19 protein-coding genes are annotated in these 18,803 nt (G+C 64.6%); 7 read left to right on the top strand and 12 right to left on the bottom strand.

Annotated features, from left to right (window positions below):
- Positions 1–2,178: an FUSC family protein gene (locus HU760_RS04915; protein ID WP_186675199.1), complete on the bottom strand. Its 2,178-nt coding sequence runs from the start codon at positions 2,176–2,178 to the stop codon at positions 1–3.
- On the bottom strand, positions 2,175–3,704 hold the full coding sequence (locus HU760_RS04910) for an efflux transporter outer membrane subunit (RefSeq protein ID WP_186675200.1): 1,530 nt from the start codon (positions 3,702–3,704) through the stop codon (positions 2,175–2,177). The genes HU760_RS04915 and HU760_RS04910 overlap by 4 nt, the downstream gene beginning before the upstream one ends.
- Before the next feature lie 191 nt (positions 3,705–3,895).
- On the opposite strand from HU760_RS04910, the gene HU760_RS04905 reads away from it, so the two are divergent.
- Positions 3,896–4,843 carry a LysR family transcriptional regulator gene (locus tag HU760_RS04905; RefSeq protein ID WP_186675201.1) on the top strand — a complete coding sequence of 316 codons (948 nt, stop codon included), beginning with the start codon at positions 3,896–3,898 and terminating at the stop codon, positions 4,841–4,843.
- 95 nt (positions 4,844–4,938) lie between these two features.
- Positions 4,939–5,913, top strand: coding sequence for a 2-hydroxyacid dehydrogenase (locus HU760_RS04900; RefSeq protein WP_186675202.1), 975 nt, complete (start codon positions 4,939–4,941; stop codon positions 5,911–5,913).
- 52 nt (positions 5,914–5,965) lie between these two features.
- On the opposite strand, the gene HU760_RS04895 is transcribed toward HU760_RS04900, so the two are convergent.
- On the bottom strand, positions 5,966–6,868 hold the full coding sequence (locus tag HU760_RS04895; RefSeq protein ID WP_186675203.1) for a DMT family transporter: 903 nt from the start codon (positions 6,866–6,868) through the stop codon (positions 5,966–5,968).
- Between the two features lie 202 nt (positions 6,869–7,070).
- Between HU760_RS04895 and HU760_RS04890 the strand changes: the two genes are divergently transcribed.
- On the top strand, positions 7,071–7,946 hold the full coding sequence (locus HU760_RS04890) for a helix-turn-helix transcriptional regulator (RefSeq protein ID WP_186675204.1): 876 nt from the start codon (positions 7,071–7,073) through the stop codon (positions 7,944–7,946).
- A gap of 28 nt (positions 7,947–7,974) precedes the next feature.
- On the opposite strand, the gene HU760_RS04885 is transcribed toward HU760_RS04890, so the two are convergent.
- The 6 genes from HU760_RS04885 to HU760_RS04860 form a co-directional block, all read right to left on the bottom strand.
- Positions 7,975–10,365: a TonB-dependent siderophore receptor gene (locus HU760_RS04885; RefSeq protein WP_186675205.1), complete on the bottom strand. Its 2,391-nt coding sequence runs from the start codon at positions 10,363–10,365 to the stop codon at positions 7,975–7,977.
- Positions 10,366–10,484: 119 nt separating this feature from the next.
- Positions 10,485–11,468 (bottom strand): FecR family protein, encoded by a 984-nt coding sequence (locus HU760_RS04880; RefSeq protein WP_186675206.1) that lies wholly within the window; start codon positions 11,466–11,468, stop codon positions 10,485–10,487.
- Entirely contained in the window at positions 11,465–12,031 is a 567-nt protein-coding gene (locus tag HU760_RS04875) for an RNA polymerase sigma factor (RefSeq protein ID WP_186675207.1), read from the bottom strand. Before HU760_RS04875 ends, HU760_RS04880 begins: the two co-directional genes overlap by 4 nt.
- 4 nt (positions 12,032–12,035) lie before the next feature.
- Positions 12,036–12,362: a DUF3325 domain-containing protein gene (locus tag HU760_RS04870; protein WP_186675208.1), complete on the bottom strand. Its 327-nt coding sequence runs from the start codon at positions 12,360–12,362 to the stop codon at positions 12,036–12,038.
- Positions 12,362–13,927: a PepSY-associated TM helix domain-containing protein gene (locus HU760_RS04865; protein ID WP_186675209.1), complete on the bottom strand. Its 1,566-nt coding sequence runs from the start codon at positions 13,925–13,927 to the stop codon at positions 12,362–12,364. The genes HU760_RS04870 and HU760_RS04865 overlap by 1 nt, the downstream gene beginning before the upstream one ends.
- A complete protein-coding gene (locus tag HU760_RS04860) occupies positions 13,924–14,229 on the bottom strand; it encodes a DUF3649 domain-containing protein (RefSeq protein ID WP_186675210.1) in 306 nt (101 codons plus the stop codon). Before HU760_RS04860 ends, HU760_RS04865 begins: the two co-directional genes overlap by 4 nt.
- Positions 14,230–14,463: 234 nt before the next feature.
- On the opposite strand from HU760_RS04860, the gene HU760_RS04855 reads away from it, so the two are divergent.
- Positions 14,464–14,811, top strand: coding sequence for an HPF/RaiA family ribosome-associated protein (locus tag HU760_RS04855; RefSeq protein ID WP_003260689.1), 348 nt, complete (start codon positions 14,464–14,466; stop codon positions 14,809–14,811).
- A 123-nt stretch (positions 14,812–14,934) separates the two neighbouring features.
- Positions 14,935–15,225, top strand: coding sequence for a DUF3509 domain-containing protein (locus HU760_RS04850; protein WP_186675211.1), 291 nt, complete (start codon positions 14,935–14,937; stop codon positions 15,223–15,225).
- A 3-nt stretch (positions 15,226–15,228) separates the two neighbouring features.
- Here the strand turns inward: HU760_RS04850 and HU760_RS04845 are convergent, their stop codons facing one another.
- Positions 15,229–15,699: a phosphate-starvation-inducible protein PsiE gene (locus tag HU760_RS04845; protein ID WP_170032560.1), complete on the bottom strand. Its 471-nt coding sequence runs from the start codon at positions 15,697–15,699 to the stop codon at positions 15,229–15,231.
- A 222-nt stretch (positions 15,700–15,921) separates the two neighbouring features.
- Between HU760_RS04845 and HU760_RS04840 the strand changes: the two genes are divergently transcribed.
- Positions 15,922–16,185, top strand: coding sequence for a YebG family protein (locus HU760_RS04840; RefSeq protein ID WP_063913370.1), 264 nt, complete (start codon positions 15,922–15,924; stop codon positions 16,183–16,185).
- Between the two features lie 30 nt (positions 16,186–16,215).
- Here the strand turns inward: HU760_RS04840 and HU760_RS04835 are convergent, their stop codons facing one another.
- Positions 16,216–17,235 carry a Leu/Phe/Val dehydrogenase gene (locus HU760_RS04835; RefSeq protein ID WP_186675212.1) on the bottom strand — a complete coding sequence of 340 codons (1,020 nt, stop codon included), beginning with the start codon at positions 17,233–17,235 and terminating at the stop codon, positions 16,216–16,218.
- A 124-nt stretch (positions 17,236–17,359) separates the two neighbouring features.
- Between HU760_RS04835 and HU760_RS04830 the strand changes: the two genes are divergently transcribed.
- A complete protein-coding gene (locus tag HU760_RS04830) occupies positions 17,360–18,166 on the top strand; it encodes a SirB1 family protein (protein ID WP_186675213.1) in 807 nt (268 codons plus the stop codon).
- Here the strand turns inward: HU760_RS04830 and maiA are convergent.
- A complete protein-coding gene (gene maiA / locus HU760_RS04825) occupies positions 18,160–18,792 on the bottom strand; it encodes a maleylacetoacetate isomerase (protein WP_186675214.1) in 633 nt (210 codons plus the stop codon). The two genes, HU760_RS04830 and maiA, sit on opposite strands and share 7 nt — an antisense overlap.
- Positions 18,793–18,803 lie beyond the last annotated feature (11 nt).

Below are 18,803 nucleotides of genomic sequence, written 5' to 3'. Positions count from 1 at the left end.
TCACGGAGCACGGTGCAGTCCTTTCGCCGGTGCCAGTGGCGACTGTGGGTCGAGCAGGGAAGAACGGATGAAGTGCAGGTAGCTTTGCGCGCGGCGCAGCACCGAGGTATCGAAGTGCCGGGCGAACGGCTCGTCGGTGGCCTGCACCCGGGCAATGGCGTGGTCCACCGCCACCAGGGCGCGTTCGTGGTTGCTGGCGCTTGGCTGCAGGAACAGCCGTGCCAGGGCGCGGCCCATGACCCGGATGGCCTGACGCCAGGGTTGCGACTCGGCGTAGGCCGGATGCACCGGCGCGCGGGCCTGCTCCTTGCGCAGTTCGATGACTGCGTGGCCGATTTCCAGCACGGTGAACATCCAGCCCATCAGCTGGCTTTGTACCTGCGGCTTGCCAGCAGCCAGGCCATAGGCCTGGTGCAGCAGGTCGCGGGTGCGGCTTTCGAAGGCCGAGCCCAGGCCGCGCAGGCGACCGCTGATGGCGAACAGCACCTGCTCGCGCAGTTCCTGCTCCAGGCGGCTCCACAGCCAGCGGCTGTTGGGCGGCAGGATGATCGCCCCGGCCGCAGCGCAGACGAACATGCCGATGACCATGCCGATGTAATCGTTGATGAAGCTGTACGGGTCATACACGGTCAGGTTGTTCGGCACCGAGCCGATGGCGAAGAACACCAGCAGGCCGATGCCATAGCCGGCGTAGGCCGGGCGTGACGAGAGGAAGGCGCCCAGCACGAATACCGGCGCCAACACCATGCACAACAGTGGGAAACCGTCGATCCAGGGGAACACGAAGAAGGTTTCGAAGAAGCCGACGAAGGCGCCAATCGCCGTACCGCAGGCCATCTGGAACGACATGCGCTTGGGGTTGGGCGAAGCCGCCGACAGGCCGACGGTGACCGTGGCGATCAGGGTCATCATGGCACCGCTGGGCCAGTCGCTGAGCAGCCAGTAACTGCCCAGCAGCAACAGCACCGCCGAGGCCCGCAGGCCAGCGGCCAACGACACCAGCCAGCTGGTCTGCGCCACATAGGGCTCGTCCCATTGTTCGCGTTCATGGCGGTGCGCGGCCAGCGAGGCGTGCGTCTCGGCGTAACTGTACATCTCGTCGACGAAGCGGTAGAGCAGCTCGAAGGCCGTGTGGAAATCGAGCAGGTCGGCCTCGCTCGGCTCGGTCGTCAGGTACTCGGCACGCAGGCTGCGCACCTGCGCCTGCAGGCCTTCCTTGTAAGCCGCCAGCTCCAGGGTCAGGCGCAACGCGTCGGCATCGGTCAGCGCCCGGCCGACGTAAGGTTGCAGCAACTCCACCAAGGTGTTCAGGCCTGGCTCGATGGCGCTGACGATCTGCAGCGGGCCACGCGCACGCAGGCGCTCCAGCAACCGGTGCAGGGCATTGAAGCGGGTGGTGATGGCCATGAACTCGCTGTTCATGCGCACCAGCCGGCCAGAGCGTCGGCGCATGTGCGGGTCTTCGAATGCGGTGACGTTGCGCAGGCTCTCAAGGCCCACTGCCTCGGCGACGAAGCGCACGTTGCTGCTCTCGAAGCGGTCCCGCTGACTGTCACCGCGCAAGGCCTCGACCACTACTCCGGCGAATACGCCAAAGCGCTGGTACAGGGCGTTGCGCATGGCGGCACTGGCCGACTGCGGCAGGATTGCCGCGCTGACGAAGGTCGACACCAGGATGCCCAGGGCGATTTCCAGCACCCGCCATACCGCTGCCATGAATGCCTGGTCAGGGTGTTGCAGCACCGGCAGGCCGATCATCGCTGCGGTGTAGCCGGCCAGAACGAAACCATAGGCGCGGAAGGTGCGATAGCGCATGGCACCGGCCGAGCACAGGCCTACCCACAGGGCCAGGCTGGGCAGGAACAGCTCGGTGTTTTGCGGAAAGATGGCGATCAGCGCCACCATCATCGCCGAACCGGCCAAAGTGCCCAGCACCCGGTAGAAGCTCTTGGCGAATACATGCCCGCTTTGCGGCTGCATCACGATGAACACGGTGATCATCGCCGTGCGCGGTTGCGGCAGTTCCAGGCGCATGGCCAGCCACAAGGTAATGAACGCAGCGGTCAGCACCTTGAAGATGTACACCCAGGTCACACCGTCGGTGCGCGCCCAGGCAAAGAAGCCCCGGCGCCATTCCAGGCTCTGCAGCCAGCGCACGGGCAAACTCGAAGTGCTCATTCGGCGTTATCCGGCTGCTGGTCGAAAATGGCCAGGGTGGCCGGGGTTTTCGGTGCCGCCTGGCGCTCTTCCTGCGGCACGTCCTGGCCAGCCTGCAGGCCACCACCCAAGGCGGTGACCAACTCGGCATGAGCGATCAGGCGGGCGGCCTGCACCTGCTGCTGCATCTGCTGCTGGCGGAACAGCAAGGTTTGTGCGTTGAGCACGTTGAGGTAGTCGGTGAGCCCGCGCTGGAAGGCGACCATGGCGATGTCGTAGGTTTTTTGCGCGGCAGCGACCGACTCGGCGGCGAAGTGCGACTGCTCCTGCATCGACTCGCGTCTAATCAGCTGGTCGGAGATGTTCCTCAGCGCACCCACCACGGTCTGGTTGTAGCGCGCCACGGCCACATCATAGCCCGCCGAGGCCACGCCCAACTGCGAACGCAGGCGGCCGCCGTCGAAGATCGGCAGGCTGATGGCCGGGCCGACGTTGTAGTTGAACTTGCGCCCGGTCAGGAACTCCAGTGGGCCACCGCCAGTGGCCATGAAGCCCAGGCTGCCGACCAGGTCGACATTGGGGAAGAAGCCGGCGTGGGCGACATCGATACCACGCGCCTGGGCGGCCACCTGCCACCGGCTGGCGACCACGTCGGGGCGCTGACCGACCAGCTCGGCCGGCAGGTTCGACGGCAGTTTCAGTGGCGCGGCCAAGGCCAGGGTCGGGCGCTGCAATTGCGCACCCTCCCCCGGGCCCTTGCCGGCCAGGGCGGCCAGCTGGTTACGGGTCAGGGCAATGTCTTCATTGAGGCTGTCCAGCTGGCGGTGGGTTTCCGGCAGCGGCGCTTCGGCCTGGCTGACTTCGAAGTGAGTGCCGATGCCGGCATCCAGGCGGCGCTTGGCCAGGGCCAGGATCTGCTCCTGCTGTTGCAGTTCGGCCTTGACGATATCGCGCTGGGCGAAGTGCAGGCTCAACTGGATATAGGCGCGCACCACGTTGTTCTGCAGCTCCAGCTGCGCCTGGCGGGCTTCGGCCACACTCACGTGCGCCTGGTCCACGGCCTGCTCGCTGGCATTGCGTTCGCGGCCCCAGAGGTCGAGGGCATAGCTGAAGCCGATGGCGGCGTTGTTGTCCCAGGTATTGGCCCCGGACAGCGCACCAGGGCCGTAGAACTGGTCCTCAGGCCAGTTGTGGCGCTTGAGCGTGGCCTGGCCGTTGGCCTGGAGCTTCTCTGCCGACTCGACCACGCCAGCCATGGCCTTGGCTTCGCGCACCCGCGCTGCAGCCATGGCCAAACTCGGGCTGTCGGCAACGGCCAGGGCAACCCAGCGGTCCAGCTGAGGGTCGCCATAGGCATGCCACCACTGCTGGTCAGGCCAGTGGGCGTCGCTCGCGGCTTCGCGTATGGCCGCGTCGGTGGTCAGGGTGTTGGCTTGCAGCGTCTTGCTTTGCGGGGCTATGCCCCAGGTTCCGATACAGCCGCTCAAGGTGAGGGCAAGGGCACAGGCACTGAACGCATTGAGCGTTCTGATGATGCGACGCGGCACAGCTGCGATTTCCCGAGGAAGAAGTGATAGGGCCGGGCAATTCTAGGGGGCGCCAGCACTGGCGATAAGCGTGGATTCCTGCGAATCTTTGTTACCGAAACAGCGATAATCCGCCTTTGGTCGAAGGCAACTTTTCATCTTTTTTTCGTTACTTCGTGACACAATTTTGTCCTCTAGATCGAGAGTGACCCATGGACACCCTGCAAAACATGCGTGCTTTCAGTTGCGTAGCCCAACTGGGCAGCTTTACCGCTGCCGCCGGGCAGCTGGATACGACCACCGCGAACGTGTCGCGGGCAGTCTCCAACCTGGAAGCCCATCTGCAAACAAGGCTGCTCAACCGCACGACCCGCCGCATTGCGCTGACCGAAGCCGGCAAGCGCTACCTGATGCGTTGCGAACAGATTCTTACCTACGTGGAAGAAGCCGAGGCCGAGGCCAGCGACGCCCATGCGCGCCCCGCCGGGCAATTGAAGGTGCATTCGATGACCGGGGTCGGCCAGCATTTCGTGGTCGATGCCATCGCCCGCTACCGCGAATCGCACCCGGACGTGACCTTCGACCTGACCATGGCCAACCGCGTGCCCGACCTGCTCGACGAGGGTTATGACGTGTCCATCGTGCTGGCCACCGAACTGCCCGACTCGGGGTTCGTGTCCCAGCGCCTGGGCATCACCTACAGCATCGTCTGCGCCTCGCCCGCCTACCTTGCCCGCCAGGGCGTGCCGCACAAGCCCGCCGACCTGCTCAAGCACGCCTGCCTGCGCATGGTCAGCCCGGTGATCCCGCTGGAAAAGTGGCTGTTCGACGGCCCGGAAGGCCAGGAGATGGTCAACATCACCAGCTCGCCGTTCATGGTGAACACCGCCGATGCCATGAAGACCGCGATTCGCAGCGGCATGGGGGTGGGCGTGCTGCCGATCTATTCGGCCATCGACGGCCTGCGTGACGGCAGCCTGGTACGGGTGCTGCCCGAGTACCGCCTGCAGGAGCTGAACCTGTATGCGATCTACCCGTCGCGGCAGTACCTGGACGCCAAGATCAAGACCTGGGTCGAGTACCTGCGCAATTCGCTGCCGGAGATTCTCGCAGCGCACGAGGCGGACCTGAAAACCCATCAGGTGCAGATCGCCAATTGAAAAAGCTGCTGCATTGCGGGGGCGGACAATGGTAGGTTGCTAACCAATGTCCGCGAAGACGCCCCACCGCCCCCGCCTTGCAGAGAAGTAGCCCGATGAAAAAGACCGTCCTGGCCTTCAGCCGTATCACCCCGGCCATGGCCGAGCGCCTGCAGCAAGATTTCAACGTGATCCTGCCCAACCCCAAGCTGGGCGACATCAACGCCCAGTTCAACGAAGCCCTGCCCGAGGCCCACGGCCTGATCGGCGTCGGCCGCAAGCTGGGCCGGGCACAGCTCGAAGGCGCGGCCAGGCTGGAGGTGGTGTCCAGCGTTTCGGTCGGCTACGACAACTATGACCTGGACTACCTCAACGAACGTGGCATCGCCCTGACCAACACCCCGGATGTGCTGACCGAAAGCACCGCCGACCTGGGTTTCTCGCTGATCATGGGCTGTGCCCGTCGCACCGCCGAGCTGGATGCCTGGACCAAGGCCGGCAACTGGCAGGCCACCGTGGGCCCGGCCCACTTCGGCAGCGACGTGCATGGCAAGACCCTGGGCATCGTCGGCCTGGGCAACATTGGTGCCGCAGTAGCGCGCCGGGGCCACTTCGGTTTCAACATGCCAATCCTGTACAGCGGCAACAGCCGCAAGGCCGCGCTGGAGCAGGAGCTGGGGGCACAGTTCCGCAGCTTGGAGCAATTGCTGGCCGAAGCGGATTTCGTGTGCATCGTGGTGCCGCTGTCCGATGCCACGCGCAAGCTGATCAGCACCCGCGAGCTGCAACTGATGAAGCCGAGCGCGTTCCTGATCAACATCGCCCGCGGGCCAGTGGTGGACGAAGCGGCGCTGATCGAGGCGCTGCAGAACGGCACCATTCGCGGTGCGGGCCTGGACGTGTACGAGAAAGAGCCGCTGGGCGATTCGCCGTTGTTCAGGCTGCCCAACGCGCTGACCTTGCCACACATCGGTTCGGCCACTGCCGAAACCCGCGAGGCCATGGCCAACCGGGCAATCGACAACCTGCGCGCGGCGCTGCTGGGTGAGCGGCCGCGAGACCTGGTGAACCCGCAGGTGTGGAAGGGCTGATAGCCCTTTACTGCCTGCACCGGCGATTAGGCCGGTGCAGGTAACCCATTCTCTATTTGGCCGCCACGATACCCGCAGCCAACTTGGCCTTCGGCTTGCGAAACACCAGCACATTCCCCGCCATCACCGCAACCAGCCCCAACAAGGCCGGCGCCGTCCACTGATACCCCTCGGCCAGCGCCGACACGTTCAACGCCACCAACGGGAACAGCACCGTGCAGTACGCCGCCCGCTCCGGCCCCATGCGCCCGACCAGGGTCAGGTAGGCGGTGAAGGCGATCACCGAACCCGGGATGACCAGGTACAGCAACGAGCCGATATAACGTGCATTCCACTCCATGCTGAACGGCACGCCACTGACCACACAGAACAGCGCCAGCATCGCTGCGCCGTAGACCATGCCCCAGGCATTGGTGGTCATGGGCTTGAGCCCGGCCTTCTGCTGCATGCTCGAGAGCATGTTGCCCGCCGAGAAACACAAGGTGCCGAGCAAAGCCAGGCCAAGGCCATACAGGGTCTCGCGGCTGGCCGTGTGGTGCGACAGCTCCGGCCAGAACAACAGGCCCAGGCCGAGCAAGCCCAGGGCGCCGCCACCGAGCACATTGCCGGCGATCTTCTGGCCAAAGAATATCCGTGCGTTGAGCGCGTTCCACAAGGTGGCGGTGGAAAACACCACGGCAATCAGGCCGCTGGCGATCCACTGGCTGGCGCTGAGGAAGCAGATGAAGTTGACGCAGAACAGGCACAGGCCCTGGGCCAGGCAGATCTGGTGACCACGGCGGTTCATCGGCTGCAGGCGGCGGGTAAGCAGCAGGAAGGCGAACAGGATCAGACCGGCCAGGGCGAAGCGGTAGACGATCGAGACCGGAATGGCGACCACGCCCAGCTGGAGTTTGAGGGCGATCCAGGTAGTACCCCAGATCAGCACGGTAAGTAGATAGAGTGACAAGTTCATGGTGGCGGTTCCTTGGGCCTTTCAAGATCGGTGCCCGGCGCTTCGCGGCTTTAGCCGCGAATCAAGGGCACAGCCCTCGCCGAGGCATCCCAGTGTTCTCCGCCCGGACAACCGCGCGCTTGCACAAACTTGCGCATTTGTCCCGTGGGTAGCTGTAAGCCTGCGCAAGGCGCAGTAGGATGGCAGGCAAGAGGAACCGCCCATGACGCCATTCAGCCAACTGCAAGTGTTCAATGCCATGCATGCCTCGCCCCACGCCCGGCTGGAGCTGAGCGCACAGCTGGGTGACGGGCTGGCGGCGGCGTTGTGGAACAACCGCGACGATGCCCGCGACTACCAGGCACCCAGCCACCACACCCTGTCGTGCTACATCGCCGACGGCACCGGCACCTTCCGCCGCCAGCGCCCGGCCGACAAGGGTGCGCCAAACAAGCTGTGCGTGATGCCGGCCGGGCAGGAATCGAACTGGGTGATCAATGGCGCGATCCGCCTGGCGCACCTGTACATCAGCGAGGCGCAGTTCGCCCTGGGCTGCGTGCGCCTGCTCGACCGCGAACCGCGTGAACTGCAACTGCAGGAAGCGACCTTTCTCGACGACCCGCAGCAGGCCGCGCGCTTTCGCCAACTGATCACCCTGGACTGGCACGAACCCGGCGAGCGCTTGCTGGCCAGCAGCCTGGCGCACGAAATCGTCGACCATGCATTGCTCAACCAGGTCGGCCTGCGCCAGGGCCTGCGTCTGAAAGGCGGGCTGGCACCGAACCTGCGCCGGCAAATGGTCGAATACATCGAAGCACACCTTGACCAACCCATCACCCTGGGTGAACTGGCCTTGCGCTGCAACCTGTCCGAATACCATTTCGCGCGCATGTTCCGCGCCAGCTTCGGGCTACCGCCGCACCAGTACCTGCTGGCCCGGCGCCTGCACCGGGCCTGCCAGTTGCTGCGCCTGGGGGTGATGCCGCTGGGGGAAATTGCCTTGCTATGCGGGTTTGCCAGTGCCAGCCATTTCAGCAACCGCTTCCGCCAGGCGATCGGTGCGACACCGGGCGAATACCGTTCGGCCATTCGCGACTGAAGCCGCGAAGAGGCCGGCACAGGCTGGTCTAGAACTCGAAGGTGCTGGACAAGCTCACCTGCCGCGCATCGCCGATAGCCACAAAATACTGGTTCACCGCCGAGCTGTAATAGACCTTGTCAAACAGGTTCTTGACGTTCAACTGCAACAGCACCTTGTGCTCGTCAAGCCGGGTTTCGTAGCTGGCAAAGGCATCGGCCACGGTATAGGAAGGCAGGTCGAAGGTGTTGGTCGAATCACCCGCCCGCTCGCCCACGTACCGCGCCCCGCCCCCCAAGCGCAAGCGGTCGCCGCCGAACAGGCTGCCGTAGTCGTACACCGCCGACAGCGAACCACTGTGCCGGGCCACGTTCTGCAGGCGGTTGCCCTTGAGTTCCGGGTCCTTGGTCACTTCAGCATCGGTGAACGCGTAGCTGCCGATCAGGCTCCAGCGCTCGCTCAGTTGGCCGGTCAGGTCCAGTTCGACACCCCGCGAACCGACTTCCCCGGCATTGCTGTACACCGTATCGCCCGTGCGCGTGTCGAGGGTGGAAACCAGCACATTGCGCTTGGTGATGTCGAACAGCGCCAGGGTACCGGTGAGGCGCCCCGGCATGTCGAGCTTGGCCCCCAGCTCCCACGACTTGCCCTCCTCCGGCGCCACCGAGCCGTCCAGCACCACATTGCCGACCAGCGGCGCGATGGTCGAGTTGGGCTTGAACGATTCGCTGTAGCTGGCATAGAACGACAGCTGCTCATCGAGCTTGTACACCACGCCCGCATGCGGCACCCAGGTCTGGCCGTTGCTGTCGGTATTGGCCTGGAACGGGCGCCCGCGGCCGGCGTACTGGTCGTATTGCTGGAAGCGCGCACCGGCTACCAGGATCCAGTGCTCATCCAGGTGCAGCGCGTCCTGGGCGAACAGCGCATCGGTGCGCAGCTTGTCGGTCTGGTCGCTTTCCTTGGCACCGACCGTGGTGCCTTCCACTTCCTGTCCATAGACCGGGTTGACATAGCTGAAGGTCGATTGGGCTTTCTGCCGGATCAGGTCACCGCGGAAGATCTTGCGGTCCTCATGGTCGACGCCGAACAGCAGGTCGTTCTGCATGCCGGCCAGTTGCACGTTGCCGGCCAGGCTCAGCGTGGCGAACTGGTCACGGCTCATGGCGTCGTGCGTGCCGTCGATGCTGCGCGACAGCGTGCCGCTTGATTCACTGACTTTGGTCACCCGCACCTGGCTGGCATCGTAGGTTTCGCGGTTGAAGCTGTAGCCGAAGTGCAGCTTCCAGTCATCGGCCAGCTGGTGGTCGAGCTCCAGGCGGTACAGGTCGGAACGCCCTTCCATGTCGTTGAACGGCTCGTCCAGGCGCCGCGTGGCCGGAATGTCCAGCGGGTGGCCGTTGTTGCCGAATGCCGTGCCCCGATCGAACGGTGACAGAAACTCGCGGTGCTCATAGGCCAGTACCACCTGGGTGTCCTCACCCAGCCAGGCCAGCGATGGCGCTACCAGCGATTCGCGGTGCACACCGTAGTTGCGCCAGTAGTCCTCGTCTTCGTGGTCGACGATCAGGCGGTAGGCGAAATTGCTGTCGCCCAGCGCGCCGGTGCTGTCAAAGCCGCCGCCGCTGCCATTCTTGCCACTGCCGTAGGTCGAGCCGCGCACGTTCAGGGCATTGTACTGCTGCAGCTGCGGCCGCTTGCTGACCACATTGATCACCCCGCCCGGGTCCTGGATGCCGTACAGCAGCGACGCCGGGCCCTTGAGCACTTCGACTCGCTCGGTGCTGGCATTGAGGTTGCGGCCCTGTACCACCGGCATGCCGTCGCGCATGATCGAACCATCACGGTTATCACCGAAACCACGCTTCATCACCGTGTCGGCGGTGCCGCCAAAGTTGTTGCCCTGGGTGATGCCGCTGACGTTGGCCAGGGCGTCGTCGAGGTTGCGTGGGGCCTGGTCGCGGATGACCTGGGCCGGCACCACGTTGATCGCCTGGGGAATGTCCTGGTTCGGGCCCTGGCCGCGCATGATCGAGGCGCTGGCCGGGGGCTGGTAGCTGTAGTCGTCCAGTTCCGAGCTTATCGTGGTGGCCTGCAGGTTGAGGGCGCCGGAAGTGTCCAGCGCTTCCAGGGTGAAGGTGCGTGCATCAACGCGACGCCAGGCCAAACCGCTGCTGCCCAGCAGTTGCTGCAGGGCCTGCTCGGCGCTGAACCGGCCATTCAGCCCCGGGGCCTGCACGCCTGGTAACTCCAGGGTGTAGACCACGCTCTGGCCAGTGGCGCGACTGAAAGCGTCGAGCGCCTGTGCCAGCGGTTGCGCCGGCTGGGCGAAGGCGTACGCCTGCTGTTGTTCGACAGCGCCGGCCAGCGGAGCGAAAACGAGTGCCGGCAGCGCGGACAGGCCGAGCAAGAGAGGGACGCAACGCGAGGTGAACTTCATGAACGCTGACCTGTGAGAGGGGTTATGACTGCGAATGAATCGCACTTCCACTCATTACACGGATGCCACGTCCTGTTACCTCACCCGCTATCTGAAAATATTTTTACCTGTGCCGGCGACTATCGGATGACCGTCAACCGCCCCAGTACGGTCTGCTGCGAAAAGCCCATCACCTTGCCCAGCGAATCCAGCGCCAGCAACGGCTCTGCCACAGGGAAACTGCCACTGACCTTGCGCTGCCCCAGTTGCTCGTCGAGCAACAGGATGCGCCCCGGGTAATAGCGCTCCAGGTCTTCAAGTACCTGCGCCAGCGGGACCTGGTAGTAGTTCAGCCAACCCTGGCGCCAGGCCAGGCGGTTGTCGCTGTCCACCGTCCCAAGGTCGCCCAGCCGGCCTGCAACATAGGCCACCTGCTGGTTGGCCGTCAGTTCGCGGCTTGCAGCGCCTGGTGCCGGGCTTACTGCCACCCGCCCGCTACGCACCGTGACCTGGGCGCCTTCGCCCTGCTCACGTACTTCGAACTGCGTGCCGAGTACCCGCACCTCGCCACCTGCTGCTTCGACCAGGAACGGTTCGCCGGTATGCGTGACCTGGAAGAACGCCGCGCCATGCAGTAACCGCACACGGCGCTCGCCGCGGACGAACTCGACAGCAATCGCGCTCCGCGCATCCAGCGTCACCTGCGACTGGTCGGCCAGAATCACCTGGCGCACCTGCTCGGCGCTGCTGTAGTCGGCCTGCAGGTCCTGCAACCACAGGCCGGGTTGCCAACCCCCGGCGATGCCCACGGCCAGTACCAGGCAGGCCGCCAGCGCCAGTGCCGCGAACCGCTGCCGCCACGGCGACCGGGCCGCTGGCTGGGCCATGGCAGCCAGATAGCGTTGCAAGCCTTGCTGTTCTTCGCCAGCCAGGCGCGCTGCAGCGCTGCCGCTGGCCTGCCACAGCGCCTGCGCCTCGGCATAGGCTGCACGGTGCGCGGGGTCGCTCAACAGCCAGCGCTTGAACGCGGCGCCCTCGGCTTGCGCGGGCTGCTCGTTGATGCGGCTGAGCCATTGCAGTGCAGCCTGGGACTGCGCCTCGGTAATCTGCGGTAGACGGCTCATCGGCGGGCACTCCCTGGCCGGCGTGGGATGGACGCGGGCTCGGCAACACTCGCCTTGCACGCCTCGAGGGCGCGCATCATATGCTTTTCCACAGCACTCTGGGACAGTTGCATGGCCTTGGCGATCTCGCCGTACCTGCAGCCATGGATGCGATTGAGCAGGAAGATCTGCCGGGTGCGTTCGGGCAAGGCGCGCAGGGCAGCTTCGATGCGCTGCAGATCGTGATCGATCTCCACGGCCTGCTCCGGCGCCTGGGCTTCATCCACCGACAACGCGGCTTCGACCACTCGTACGCGGCTGCCTTCACTGCGCAAGTGGTCGATGGCCAGGTTGCCGGCGCAACGCAACAAGTAGGTATCCAGCGCCTCGACCTCGACCTCGGGGCGGCGCCAGAAACGCAGGAACAACTCCTGGACCAGGTCCGATGCCGTGGCCCGGCAACCGACCCGGCGACTGACCAGTGCTTCCATGCGCGCGCGCTGGGCCTGGAAAACCTCGACGAAACGCGCACGTCCAGCGCTGTTGTCGGCGTCCGGCTCGAGCATGCTGCCCTGTTCGCTCATCGGCTCACCCGGCGCATACCACAAGCAACGGCCCCAGCACCACGCTGGCGGCGGCCAGGCACAGCAGCAGGCGGGGCTGGTAGGGCAAGCCGAAGACCCACACGGTCGCCACGGCCATCAGTACCGCGCCCCACTCCACCAGGCCATGGGCCCAGCCCCGCAGGCGCACGCTGAATGCCAGTGAAGCCAGCAGCAGCAACCAGCCGGCGCCGCGCAACAGGGGCAGCTGGCCTGGGCGCGGCTTGCGCCCGAGCAGCTCGGCAAAGTGCTTTTGCATGGCCAGGCACAGGGCCACCAAGCCTGCGAATGTGATCAGTGCGATGCCCGCCATCAGCTTGCCTCCGCCGTTTGCGCAGGTGGCGTTCTTGCCGCTCGCGGGGTGCGCTTGGCAGCCGCCTTGGGCCTGCGCAGCAGCTTGCCGGCAAGCCAGGCGAGGAACAGGCCGGTAGCCAGCGCCGTCAGGTCGACGCCGGCCATGGCCCAGTCCCCTGCCGGCAGCGAATGGTTCAGGCCCTGGCCGGTGGCAAGGCCATTGAGCAGCGGCAGCAGGACGAAAGCCAGCGCGCCCAGGGCCAGTTGCTCGGCCCAGGCCCGGCGCCCACTGCGCAGCATGGCGTGCACCAGCGCCAGGCCCCAGGTGATGAAGAAAGCGTCGACCTCCAAGTCGCCCCGGCCTTCGATCCCCAAGGGGATCAGGCGGTTGGCCCAGAAGAAACCGGCAACGGCCAGCAGCAGGCCGCCCATGCTGGCGATGTTGAGTACCTCGACCAGGCGCAGCTCGCCCGGCAGGCGTTCGCCACCGGCATGCTTGAGCTGGCGCTTGCCCAGCCACATCACCAGCCCGGTGCCGATCACCGCAGTACCCGCCATGCCAAACAGGAAATACAGCCAGCGCAGCCAAGGCCCGGCGAAATTGCCCATGTGCAGGCCGGCAAGGCTGAATGCGGTCATCATCACCCCACTCTCCGGCTTGCCCTGGCTCAGCAGCGCACCCGTGGTGCCATCGAATGTCCAGTTGGCGCTGCGCCGGTAGGCGACGTGGTCGGCTGACGATTGTGTGAAGGTTACGCGGGCATTGCGGTCGCCGGGGTTCTGCACCTGGATATCGCCAATATGCGCGCCTGGTTGCAGCGCCTGTACCCTGGCGTACAGGCTTGCCAACGGCACCAGCGGTGCGGCCACATGGGCCGCCGCGGGCGCATCGTTGCGGCCGAACAGGTCGTTGAAGTACTTGTCGGTGTCATTGCCGTAGCTGGCCATGATGCCCGCCGGCATGACCATGTACATGAACAGCACCAGGCTGCTGTAGCTGATCATCAGGTGGAACGGCAGCACCAATACGCCGATGGCGTTGTGCCCATCCAGCCAGGAGCGCTGGCCCTTGCCGGGGCGGAAGGTGAAGAATTCCTTGAAGAACTTCTTGTGGGTGATGATGCCGGTCACCAGCCCCAGCAACATGATGAATGCGCAGAACGTCGACAGCCAGCGGCCATAGGGGTGCGGCATCTGCAGCTGGAAATGGAAGCGGTAGAAGAATTCGCCACCGCGGCTATCGCGTGCCTGCAGTGGCTGACCGGTCTGGGTATCGAGGACCTGGCTGACATAGCCACTGGCGTCGCGATAGCCCACCTTCAAGCCAGCCTCGCGTGCGTTGGGCAGGCGGATGAACCAGGTTCCCGCATGACCTGCGGTATCCAGCAGGTAACGCTGGGCCACTTCCAGGCCATGGGCCGGATCCAGTGCCTGACGACGCACTTCGGGCTGTGACCAGTGGGTGATCTCTTCCTTGAAGTACGACAGCGTGCCGGTGAGGAAGATGGCGAACAACAGCCAGCCGAAGACCAGCCCGGTCCAGGTGTGCAGCCAGGCCATGGCCTGGCGGAAGCCTTCCTTCATAAGGTTTGCATCCGGTATGCCAGCAGGTTGGTCACAGCCAGCAGCATGCTTGGCGCCAGCACGCCCAGCCAGGCGCGCCAGGCGCTACGGCAGGCGAAGCACCAGATGAAGGCCAGCAGGTAGAAGACGAACGACAGCAACAGGCCGGTAAGCGTGGCATCGACCTGGGGCAGCGGCGCCAGCAGCGCAATGCACACGCTGGCCATGGACGCCAGCAGGTAGCCGCCGAGCAACGCGGCCAGGCTGCGTGAAGTCACGGCCAGGCGATAGCTGAGCGAGAGACCGGCGATTTTGCGCGTCATGGCGAATGTCTGGCGTTTGCGGGAATGCAATACTAATGATTTCAATTCTCATAAGCAAAGACCAGGCGATGTGCCGCCGACCGCCGCCATTCATGCAACAAGAAATTTATTTTCAAAAAGGGCTTGAATTCGTTTCGCCGTTGCCTGACCTTAGAGTCAAGAGGCGCAGAAATTCCAAGGGTCTCAAGGGCCTAGGCGCGTCTCCATGCGAGCAAGCTGAATAAGGATTGAATCATGCAAATCCAGGTCAACAGCAGCAACCATTTCGAAGGCAACGCCCGGCTCGACCAGTGGGTCCGCAGCACTCTGCAGAACTCGCTGGAACGTTACGAAGACGACCTCACCCGCATCGAGGTGCACCTGCGCGACGAGAACGGCGCCAAGCCCGGACCGCATGACAAACGCTGCCAGATGGAGGCTCGCCCCAAAGGCCATCAACCGATTTCCGTGACCCACACTGCCACTTCGCTGGACCAGGCAGTCGATGGTGCCGCCACCAAGCTGAACCACGCGCTGGAACACTTCTACGGCAAGCTGCGCAGCAAGCGCGGGGCCCTGGAACTGAGTGACCCGGACGCCTGATCGGCAATCCAGGAAACGCCCGGCCATGTGCCGGGCGTTTTCGTTCATGTCGATCAATGGCGCTGAACCAACTGGCAATTGCTCCGGTCAACCTCTGCAGTCATTCATTGCAGAAGCAAGACCATGAACAACCCATTCGAACGAATCAGTGCTGCATTCGCCCCCGAATACCGGGTAAACCTGAGCATCGTCAACCTCGACGGCAGCATCATGCTGACTCTGTCCGACGCCACCGGCGTGGTCGCCAAGCGCCTCATCACCCAGGCCCAGCGCAATGACCCGGTGCGCCTGCAACGGGTGATCGACAGCATCCGCCTCGGCCTGGCCATCGAACACCATCAGAACCCATTGCAGGTGCTGGCCGCACTGACCCGCGACGCTCAGCGCGAGCCGCGCCATTTCATGGCCAACTGAGGGCTACTTGCCCTCCTCCACTTCCTTGCCATTGGCATCCAGCGCCTTGGTCGAGGGGTAGCGGTACGAGGCATAGCGCACCACCAGGATCGAGAACGCCAGCAACAGGATGCCACCGCACAGGTACAGCAGCCCCGCGTCCGGCGCCTTGTGGTGCGAGACATCGCCGATCAGCAGGCGAGTCAGCGCAGTGATGGCCACGTACAGCAGGAAGCGGATCGGCATGTGGTTGGTCTTGAAGTAGATCCCGACCATCGCACCCAGCTCCAGGTAGATGAACAGCAGCAGGATGTCATCGACGCTGACCCCGCCCTTGCCGAGCATGTCCAGGAAGGTCATCACCGCCGCATAGGCGGTAATCGCGCCAATGCCGAACAGTGCCAGGTAATGGAATGCCTCGACGCACAGGTTGCCCAGCGAGTCGGCCGAGCCGTGCAGGCCCTTGCGCAGCTTTTCTGCCCATTTGATGTTCACGATGTTCCATTCCCCGATACGTCTTGAAGGATGATGCGCCACCGGTGTGACGCTTGTGCCATGCAGTTAAAGGGCCAGGCCCTTGGCTTGGAAGGCGACCGATTGCCGCAAGGCACGCGCGCACGGGCTGAAGAATCGGCTTGCGCGGCGGTGGCAAATGCCATTACTGTATATGGATACAGTAGATCGTACCCTAACCAGCAAAAGGCACAGAGGTGATGAATGGCCGTCGAAGTGGTGTACCGCAGCAGCCGCGACCCGGAGCGCTTGTTCATGGATAAGGCCGAAGCAGACCGTCACGACAAGATGCTCGAACTGGCCGAGCGCCTGGCCGAAGTGCTGCACAAGGCAGTGCCCTCGCTGACCGAGCAGCAGGTCGAGGAAGCCGGCATCTACATGGCCAGGAACCGCGATGTGTTCGCCCGGGCGTTCAAGAGCCAGCCGGATGCGTTGGCCGAGTTGCTCGAGGCGCCAGCAGCCGAGTAATTGCTGCGCTGGCCTTGGCTGGAGCGGCCGTCAGCCGTAGAGCAACCGCTCCGCCAGCATCTGCGCCACCCGCGCCGGCGAGCGTTTCTCCGCCTGCGCATGGCCAAACACTTCGGTCAGCCGCGTTGGTATGCGCGCCAGGTGCGCGGTGATGGTACCCAGATCCTCGCCACGATGGGTAAGCGCCACATAGATCAACCCACCGGCGTTGATCACGTAGTCAGGCGCATACAGAATCCCGCGCGATTCCAGCTGGTCGGCCACCTGCAAGGTGGTCAACTGGTTGTTCGCCGCCCCCGCCACCGCCGCGCAACGCAGTTGCATCACGCTCTGCCCGTTCAGCACCGGCCCCACGCCACAAGGCGCGAATATGTCGCAAGGGGTGCTGATCAACGCGTCGTTGGTGATCGGCTTGGCATCGAACTGCTCCACCGCCAGCCGCACCCGCCCCGGGTCCAGGTCGCTCACCAGCAAATCGGCTCCCGCCGCGTGCAGTTGCTCGGCCAGCGCATAACCGACATTGCCCAGCCCTTGCACCGCAACCCGCAACCCTTGCAGGTCATCACTGCCAAGCCGGAACGAGGTGGTCGCCCGAATCCCGGCGAAAACTCCCATCGCCGCATGCGGGGATGGATCACCGCAGGCCGTGGTGCTGGTCACATGCGGGGTACTCTGGGCAATGCAGTCCATGTCCAGGGTTGAGGTGCCGCTGTCTATGGCAATGATGAAACGCCCTTGCAACGTATCGACGAAGCGGCCAAAGGCCTCGAACAGCGCCGCTCGGTTTTCCACATGCGGGTTGCGCATGATCACCGCCTTGCCGCCGCCCAGTGGCAGGCCGGCCAGCGCAGCCTTGTAACTCATGCCCTGGGCCAGGCGAATGGCATCGGTCATGGCGCTTTCGTCATCGGCATACGGCAGGTAGCGGCAACCGCCCATGGCCGGTCCCAACTGTTCACTGTGGATCGCCACCACGGCCTTGAGCCCGGTGGGCGGGTCGGTGAACAGGTGCAGCGACTGGGTGCGGGTGCTTTGCATCAGTGCGAACATCGACTGGCTCCCCTGAGAGGTGCTCATTCCAGTATAGGCTTGGCCCTTGGGCCGATGCCGCTGCCGGACCACTGGACGAAACCGCGCACGGCGGCTAATACTCAAGCGTGAGTGGAGAAGCCCCATGAAGCCACGTCAAGCCTGCCTGGCCTGCCTGGAACGCAAGCCCGTCGCCCTGCTGGAAGCCGCATTGTGGATTGCCGCCGAGCATGACTGCAGCGTCGAGCCTGCGGCCAGCCTTGCCACACTGCATGACCTGCAACGCGAGATCAGCGCCAACCTGCCAATGCTGCCGCTGTGCGAGCTGGCCCAACCACTCCTGCGCCAGCTCAATGCCCTGGGCTTCCAGCAGGATGAGTACCATCCCCTGCGCCCACATGCCGCGCTCATGGACAAGGTGCTGCAGCGCCGCCGTGGCCAACCGCTGACCCTGGCCATACTCACCCTGGAATTGGCCGGGCGCCTGTCCATCCCCCTTGAGGGCGTGGGCTTTCCCGGCCATTTCCTGCTGCGCGTGCCGGGTGCCGACCACCTCCTCGACCCCTGCGGCGGCCGACGCCTGTACCCCAACGATTGCCGCGAACTACTGGCACGTCAGTTCGGCCCGCAGGTAGCGCTGACTGCCGAGCACATGCGCAGTGCCAGCCCCGCGCAGATACTGCAACGCCTGTCACGCAACCTGCGCCAGTTGCACATCAGCAATGACGACCACATGGCAGCGCTGATCGATGCCGAACGGGTCATGCAACTGGGGCCGGCGCAAGTCAGCGACTATGTGACCCGCGCCTCGCTCTACCAGCATCTGGATTGCCCGCAGGCCGAGCGCTTCGACCTGGAGCATGCTTTGCTGCTGACGGAAGACCCGGTCCAGCGCCTGAAGCTGTCCGAGCGTATCGGCAAGCTTCCGGCGGCGAACCGTTCCATTCACTGAGCCGGGCAGTCCGGCTGCCGGGAAGGGTGTGCCTTGGCAAACGCCGGGTGCCCGGCGGCCAGGGCGGCAACCCGCAGGATGCGCGGGAAGCCGTCGAGGTCGATGTTGAAACGTTCGGCCGCGTACAACTGAGGGATCAAGTAGACGTCCGCCAGGCCTGGCTCATCGCCGAAACAGAAGCCGTGATCGCCGATCAGTTGTTCCACCGCTGCCAGCCCTTGGCTGATCCAGTGGCCAATCCACTGGTTGACCTGGGTCTCGTCATGCCCGGCCTGGCGCAGCCGGTTGAGCACGCTGACATTGTGCAACGGATGGATGTCGCAGCCGATGATCGCTGCCACACCACGCACCTTGGCGCGCACCTCCGGCGTGGCAGGCAGCAGCGCGGGCTGTGGATAAACCTCTTCCAGGTACTCGATGATCGCCGGAGACTGCACCAGCAGCTCACCGCCGTCAGTGCGCAAGGCTGGCACACGGCCCTGCGGATTGACGGCGACATAGGCAGCACCGCGTTGCTCACCCTGCAGCAGGTTGACCGGCAGGGACTGGTAGGCCAGCCCCTTCAGCGCCAGGGCAATGCGCACCCGATAGGACGAGGTGGAACGGTAATAGGTGTACAGCTCCATGCCCTGCCTCC

Source organism: Pseudomonas oryzicola, from assembly GCF_014269185.2.
Taxonomy (GTDB): domain Bacteria; phylum Pseudomonadota; class Gammaproteobacteria; order Pseudomonadales; family Pseudomonadaceae; genus Aquipseudomonas; species Aquipseudomonas oryzicola.
This window is presented reverse-complemented; position numbering and strand designations above follow the sequence as displayed.

What these genes read in the sequence shown, in the direction of transcription:
- HU760_RS04870 (WP_186675208.1), bottom strand. Translation starts at nt 12,362, where the DNA reads ATGGCGGGCATCGCACTGATCACATTCGCAGGCTTGGTGGCCCTGTGC.
- HU760_RS04915 (WP_186675199.1), bottom strand. Translation starts at nt 2,178, where the DNA reads ATGAGCACTTCGAGTTTGCCCGTGCGCTGGCTGCAGAGCCTGGAATGG.
- HU760_RS04850 (WP_186675211.1), top strand. Translation starts at nt 14,935, where the DNA reads ATGAACAACCCATTCGAACGAATCAGTGCTGCATTCGCCCCCGAATAC.
- HU760_RS04840 (WP_063913370.1), top strand. Translation starts at nt 15,922, where the DNA reads ATGGCCGTCGAAGTGGTGTACCGCAGCAGCCGCGACCCGGAGCGCTTG.
- HU760_RS04890 (WP_186675204.1), top strand. Translation starts at nt 7,071, where the DNA reads ATGACGCCATTCAGCCAACTGCAAGTGTTCAATGCCATGCATGCCTCG.
- HU760_RS04860 (WP_186675210.1), bottom strand. Translation starts at nt 14,229, where the DNA reads ATGACGCGCAAAATCGCCGGTCTCTCGCTCAGCTATCGCCTGGCCGTG.
- HU760_RS04835 (WP_186675212.1), bottom strand. Translation starts at nt 17,235, where the DNA reads ATGTTCGCACTGATGCAAAGCACCCGCACCCAGTCGCTGCACCTGTTC.
- HU760_RS04900 (WP_186675202.1), top strand. Translation starts at nt 4,939, where the DNA reads ATGAAAAAGACCGTCCTGGCCTTCAGCCGTATCACCCCGGCCATGGCC.
- maiA (WP_186675214.1), bottom strand. Translation starts at nt 18,792, where the DNA reads ATGGAGCTGTACACCTATTACCGTTCCACCTCGTCCTATCGGGTGCGC.
- HU760_RS04885 (WP_186675205.1), bottom strand. Translation starts at nt 10,365, where the DNA reads ATGAAGTTCACCTCGCGTTGCGTCCCTCTCTTGCTCGGCCTGTCCGCG.
- HU760_RS04875 (WP_186675207.1), bottom strand. Translation starts at nt 12,031, where the DNA reads ATGAGCGAACAGGGCAGCATGCTCGAGCCGGACGCCGACAACAGCGCT.
- HU760_RS04905 (WP_186675201.1), top strand. Translation starts at nt 3,896, where the DNA reads ATGGACACCCTGCAAAACATGCGTGCTTTCAGTTGCGTAGCCCAACTG.
- HU760_RS04855 (WP_003260689.1), top strand. Translation starts at nt 14,464, where the DNA reads ATGCAAATCCAGGTCAACAGCAGCAACCATTTCGAAGGCAACGCCCGG.
- HU760_RS04880 (WP_186675206.1), bottom strand. Translation starts at nt 11,468, where the DNA reads ATGAGCCGTCTACCGCAGATTACCGAGGCGCAGTCCCAGGCTGCACTG.
- HU760_RS04830 (WP_186675213.1), top strand. Translation starts at nt 17,360, where the DNA reads ATGAAGCCACGTCAAGCCTGCCTGGCCTGCCTGGAACGCAAGCCCGTC.
- HU760_RS04865 (WP_186675209.1), bottom strand. Translation starts at nt 13,927, where the DNA reads ATGAAGGAAGGCTTCCGCCAGGCCATGGCCTGGCTGCACACCTGGACC.
- HU760_RS04895 (WP_186675203.1), bottom strand. Translation starts at nt 6,868, where the DNA reads ATGAACTTGTCACTCTATCTACTTACCGTGCTGATCTGGGGTACTACC.